The sequence below is a fragment of the Acidithiobacillus ferriphilus genome (genome assembly GCF_018854775.1).
In the GTDB taxonomy this organism is placed as follows: Bacteria; Pseudomonadota; Gammaproteobacteria; order Acidithiobacillales; family Acidithiobacillaceae; genus Acidithiobacillus; species Acidithiobacillus ferriphilus.
Genome location: NZ_JAAZTY010000181.1, coordinates 1 through 5656, shown reverse-complemented (window position 1 = coordinate 5656; position 5656 = coordinate 1). Strand labels below are relative to the sequence as shown.

Annotated in this window: 5 protein-coding genes and 1 pseudogene; all 6 read left to right on the top strand. The window is 58.5% G+C overall.

The window, feature by feature from the left end:
• The first annotated feature begins 203 nt into the window (after positions 1 to 203).
• On the top strand, positions 204 to 1463 hold the full coding sequence (locus HF921_RS11640; RefSeq protein WP_064218314.1) for a type II secretion system F family protein: 1260 nt from the start codon (positions 204 to 206) through the stop codon (positions 1461 to 1463).
• The gene (locus HF921_RS11635) at positions 1453 to 2055 is read left to right on the top strand and encodes a GspH/FimT family pseudopilin (RefSeq protein WP_226834550.1); all 603 of its coding nucleotides are present in this window, start codon (positions 1453 to 1455) and stop codon (positions 2053 to 2055) included. Before HF921_RS11640 ends, HF921_RS11635 begins: the two co-directional genes overlap by 11 nt.
• An 11-nt stretch (positions 2056 to 2066) precedes the next feature.
• A complete protein-coding gene (locus tag HF921_RS11630; RefSeq protein ID WP_064218313.1) occupies positions 2067 to 2540 on the top strand; it encodes a prepilin-type N-terminal cleavage/methylation domain-containing protein in 474 nt (157 codons plus the stop codon).
• A gap of 2 nt (positions 2541 to 2542) precedes the next feature.
• Positions 2543 to 3691: a PilW family protein gene (locus HF921_RS11625; RefSeq protein WP_064218312.1), complete on the top strand. Its 1149-nt coding sequence runs from the start codon at positions 2543 to 2545 to the stop codon at positions 3689 to 3691.
• A complete protein-coding gene (locus HF921_RS11620) occupies positions 3688 to 4275 on the top strand; it encodes a hypothetical protein (protein WP_064218311.1) in 588 nt (195 codons plus the stop codon). Before HF921_RS11625 ends, HF921_RS11620 begins: the two co-directional genes overlap by 4 nt.
• A pseudogene (locus tag HF921_RS11615) lies at positions 4272 to 5656 on the top strand (type IV pilin biogenesis protein); the annotation flags it as partial. The gene HF921_RS11620 and the pseudogene HF921_RS11615, both read left to right, overlap by 4 nt.

Below are 5656 nucleotides of genomic sequence, written 5' to 3'. Positions count from 1 at the left end.
TCGCTTCCATTGACATGGAGCTCAACGTGGTGCGCAGCGAGTTGCAGGCGCTGTATGAAACCGGACGGAAGCCGCCGCAGCGTCATCCCTCTGCCCCCAATGCCACCCCGCCGCAGCTCGTTTGAGGATTTCCCTCGTAGACCTTCGCCGCCTTGCAATTTTCGGGGTTTATACTAATTATCCAAAGAGACGGGGGCAAAAAAATGGCATCGATCCTGAGTAAAGACAAGAAATCCGCAATCCGCGCGGCAAAGACCTACGACTTTACCTGGGAGGCGACCACTCCCGACGGGAGAGAAAAGAAAAAGGGCGAAATGAACGCCGTCTCCGCCAACGTCGTGCGCTCCAATCTGCGCCACACGGGACTGGTGCCCACCGCCGTGCGCAAAGCGCCGCAACCCCTCTTCGGGGAAAGAGGCGTCAAAGAAGCGCAGTTAGTGGTGATGGTCCGTCAGCTCTCCACCATGATCAATGCCGGCGTGCCCATCGTGCAGTCCTTCGAACTGCTCATCTCCGCCACTTCCGGCGAGGGCATGAAAAAACTGCTCAAAGGCATTCTCCAACATCTCCGGGAAGGCGACTCCCTGTCGCAAGCCATGGCCCACTTTCCCAAATACTTCGACCGCCTCTTTGTGTCCCTGATCGCCGCCGGTGAGCAGGGCGGCATCCTCGACACCATTCTGTTGCGTCTGGCCGAATACCGCGAAAAGACCCTGGCACTGAATAAAAAGGTGAAGTCAGCCATGTTCTACCCGGCGGCCATCATCACCGTCATGGTCGTGGTCGTGGTCATTCTGATGATTTTCGTCATCCCGGTATTCTCACAGTTATTCAGCAGCTTCGGCGCCACATTGCCGCTGTTGACGCAGGTCGTCGTCAACATCTCCGACTGGATGAAAGGTCACTGGTATATTGTGGTGCTCGTGCCCATCGCCGCGGTATGGCTTTTTGTCTACGCCTACAAGCGCAACCTGGCTTTCAAGACCGTGGTAGACCGTTTCTCCCTGAAAATCCCGGTGCTGGGCGACATCCTGCTTAAAGGCGCGGTGGCGCGCTTTATGCGCACCCTGTCCACCATGCAGGCGGCGGGGGTGCCCATCATGGAGGCCCTGGGAACCCTTTCCAAGGTCTCCGGCAATATCATCATCGAGCGCAGCGTCCTGGCGGCCCGTGACGACGTCGCCGGTGGTGGTCGCATCACCACCCGGCTCAAATCCGACGGCGTCTTCCCCATCATGGCCACGCAGATGCTGGCCATCGGCGAGGAAACCGGCGCCATCGAAACCATGTCCGGCAAGGTCGCCGACTTTTACGAAGCGGACGTGGAGGAATCGGTGGACCGCCTCTCCACCCTCATGGAGCCGATGATCATGGTGGTGCTCGGCATCATCGTCGGCACCCTGGTGGTCGCCATGTATATGCCGATCTTCAAGATGGGCGCGGTGGTGACGCATGGGGGGTGAAGGCGGCGCGGGCGATGCTGAGTCGGTGAAACCCCGTCGCAGGCCCATGCGGGGATTCACCCTGATTGAGTTGATGATCACTATTGCCGTGCTCGCCGTTATCCTCGCCATTGCCATCCCCGATGTTGAAATCTGGATGGTGCGCGCGCGCATACAATCCGCCGCCGGAAGACTTCAGCAAGACATTCTCTGGGCCAAGGGCTACGCCATCCGCAGTGGCTACCCAGTGAGCATCAGTATTCAGGGGGGCGGTGGAAACACCTGTGCATGGACCATCAGCCCGCAGACGCTCAGCACAACATTGCAAAATATTCCGCAAATGTCCGCCCCGCAATACGCCAATCACTATCGGAACACCCCTTGTACCGTCTTGGTCGGCACCAGCCCCCCCACGGCCACCGCATTCAGTGTGACCCCCACCGGAATGGTGTACAACGCCACCGGGGCCGTCACCAGCGCGGCCATCACCTTTCAAGCGACCAGTTCGCAGCCGGCTACCTATGGCTATTGGCAGGTAGAGGTGGGTGGCGCCGGGGATGTGCGTTCCTGCGCCACCGCTTCCGCCCATAGCACCCAGTGCAACCTCCAGTGAGGACCCTCATCATGCACGCGCCACAACCATCGGAACAAGGCTTCACCCTCATCGAGACCATGATCGCTCTGGCGATTTTCGCCATCGGCTCGATGGGTATTCTGGCGATCCTCATGACCGGTTTCAGTACCACTGCCGAGGGCAACAACCTCACGGGCGGCTATGAGATGGCCCAAAACGCCATCGGCATGATCCGCGCCAACGGCAGCAACGCGCTGCAATTCGACGGCGCGGCCGTCTCCAAAACGGGCAGCGTCACCATTCCCGGTAGCGCCAACACCGTGGTTGCGCAAGCGATCGTGAGCTGGAAAAATATGTTGCATCCTGCCGCCCTTCCCCCCGCCCTCCCCTCCGCCAACGGCAATATCGCGGTCATTTCCCTGCAAGGCGGCGGGATGTGTCCCTGCACCGCTACGATTTCCGTCGGTTGGCTGTCCAATGGCACCCCGGAAGCCTACACCGTGCAAACCATCGTGGGCTACTGACCATGCGCCGCACTGCTCTTCCTTCTGAAAATGGCTTTACCCTCACCGAACTGCTGGTGGCATTGGTCATCGGCACCTTGCTGGCGACCGCCGTCTTTACCTTCTTTTTGAACAGCAGCCAGATCATCACCAACCAAAGCACCACCTCGGATATGTTTCAGCGTGGTCGCAACGCGTTGGCCTTGGTGCGCCAGGCGGTGGAATCGGCGGGATTCGGGTTGCCGCAGGCTGCCAATTGTCCCAACGGCATTGCGGCTTATAATGCCAAGCAGTCCACCACCTCCCCATTTTCCATGACGGCCATCACCGCCTCCGTGCAAAGCGGCAGCGCCTACGATCCCACGGCCCTCAGTCAGATCGACACGTACTCCTTGATGACCGTGACGGGAGGGGCTTCTTTCGGCAATGCCCCCGCAGCGCAAATCAGCTCCATTCCCAGCATGAGCTCCCAGCGGGTGTTTTTGACCACGACGGCATTCATCAACTCGGGCGACCTTTTCATCGTGCAGATTCCCGGACAGGCCTGCCTGATGGCGCAGGCCACCAATCTGCTGCCCAATGGTAACGGACTGGGTATCGTCCACAACTCCGGACTGTCCAACTACAATCCTTCCGGAGGCTTTCAGACACTAGCAAACAGCATTTATCCCAGCCTCGGCCTCACAAGTACCGCCTTCGCCGGAGCCAACCTGATCGATCTGGGCAGCAAGAACTTCACCATCAATCAATTCACCATCGGCGACAACGGCGGCACGGCAACGCCCACCCTTTACCTGACCCAATACACCGCCAACCAGGGCACGGGTACCCGTCAGGCTTTGGCGCGCGGTGTGGTGGACCTGCAGTTGGAATACGGCCTGGGTAGCAACGGGGCCATCACGCAATGGGTATTGCCGAAAAACTATACCGCTTCCGTCACGCAGCAAATCCTCGCCGTGCGGATCGCCATGCTGGTCCGCAGCACCCGTTACATGCCCAATGAAACCAGCCCGGCCAGCTTCGCCATGCCCGCCCCCACCGGACAAACCCAAAGCTACAGCGTACCCCAAAACAACGGCCCCGGCTGCCTGCAGGGTGATTGCCGCCATTATGCCTACCACCTCTTCGAGAGCGTGGTGCCGGTTCGGAATAATATCTGGAGTGGACCATGATCCAGCACACGCAGCAGGCGTTCTTCGCCCAAAAACCGGCACGCAACGACGAGCGCGGCGCGATACTGGTGATCACCCTCGTCCTCGTGCTGGTGATCACCATCGCCGTGCTCGCGCTCATGTACCTGACCCGTAATAATGTGCTTATTTCTTCCAATATGGCGGTGCAAAGCGCCGCGCAGGAAGCGACGGATCAGGGCGTGACGGCTGCGAATACCAGCTTGCAGATCCTGCCAAACTGGCCGGAAATCACTTCTCCGGGCACCTGGTATCAGTCGTTACCAAGCAACGCTAATGGCCCCACCCGCCCCACAGTGCCGCCCGCAAGCTTTTGGTCCAACTGCACTGGGACGACCTGCGCTTCCATTCCGGTGAAGTACGGCAGCTTTAATTTTAATGTGCAGTATACGATGTACCCCGCCGGCGCCCTCGCCACCCAGGTGGGCGGCAATGAACAAAACCAGACCGGCACCGGCCCCGGCGTGCAAAGCATGCGTTACTACGTCGTCTATGTGCATACATCCAGAACCAACGGCGGTGGGCTCGGCGTCACCGTGCAGGCTATTTTGAGGAAAGTGCAATGAAGAAAAACGCGCGTCAGAAATTCATTGTCAGCATACTCTGCCTGTCCATGACTGCAGCGCCCCTAGCCGGTTGGAGCGGCTTCGCGCAGGCCAACAATTCCATCAATATTCCCTCTGCCAATCAGCCGCAGATCATGATCCTGCTGGACAACTCCCAAGGCATGGCGGGCGTTCTGCAAGGACCCACCGGACTCTCCGGCGCCATCATGACCGGCTCCGGCACCGTGCCCGAAGACGCCAACTCATCTTCGCCCGCAAATTATACGGCCAGCGGCTTCACGCCCCCGGCGCTGGGGGCCTCCGGGGGCAGCGTGCCCTACTCCGTTCCCTGCGATACCTCCGGCATTACCGCCGCCGCCCAAAGCGCCTGCGCCTCCGTAAACGCCTCCACATCCTCCAGCGCCTATATCGACAACTCGCAGTCCATGCTCAACGTGGCGGAACAAGCCATCGGCACCATCATCAACACCCCGGAATACAGCGACAACATCCAGTTCGGTCTGATGGATTATGTCGGGAAAAACATCGAGGAAAAAAAGATATCGCTCTACAATACCTGGGTGTATTACATGAGCGATAATAACGGGTTTTCCTTTGGGAATAATGCGACAGGGGCGCCGTCCGGAGATATTGCGGTCAATAATCCATGTTACGGATCGGTTAGCAAATCATGCGCCAGCATTTATGGTCTTGGTTATAATAACCTATCTGTATCCGGGCTCTATAAAGACAAATATCTTTACGTCAACGCCAGTAGTGATGCTCCGGTCATCAATGATGTGCTTTATGCCTATGCCGCACAATTCCCAGGTTCCACCAACATCGCCTCCGGCGGCCCAAACCCCTACAACTTGAGCCTGTACCATTATGAGCGGCAACAATCTGGCGTCAGTTACCAGAACACCAGCAACCTGCTCGGCAGCGGCATGACCCCCACCAGCGCCGGTTATTTTCCCCTCTCGCAGCAGATCTGGGAGTCGCAGCGCGGTTACGCCTTCAACGCCAGCACCGTCTATAATCAGGGCAATATCGTCAGCCCCATATCCGCGACAAACAGCACCAATGCGACCAATATCGCCAACGCCATACTCCCGGAAGTTTTTCTAACCAGCCCCAACAACACCAGTTTTCCTTACGCTACGCAAGGTCCGATAACCGCTTCCGCGGGTTACTCCCCCATGGCGGGTGCTTTCAGCACCGCACTGAAGTATTACGAGGGAAAGTTATCCAATCCGCCACCAACGACCTGCGGCAAGAAATATGTCATCTTCATCACCGATGGACAGCCCACCCAAGGCATGAATAACGGGTATGTGTATCCGCCCTTGGGCAGCGCTTCGGCGCAAATGTTCGGCGTCACCTCCATCACCGCCAGCACCTG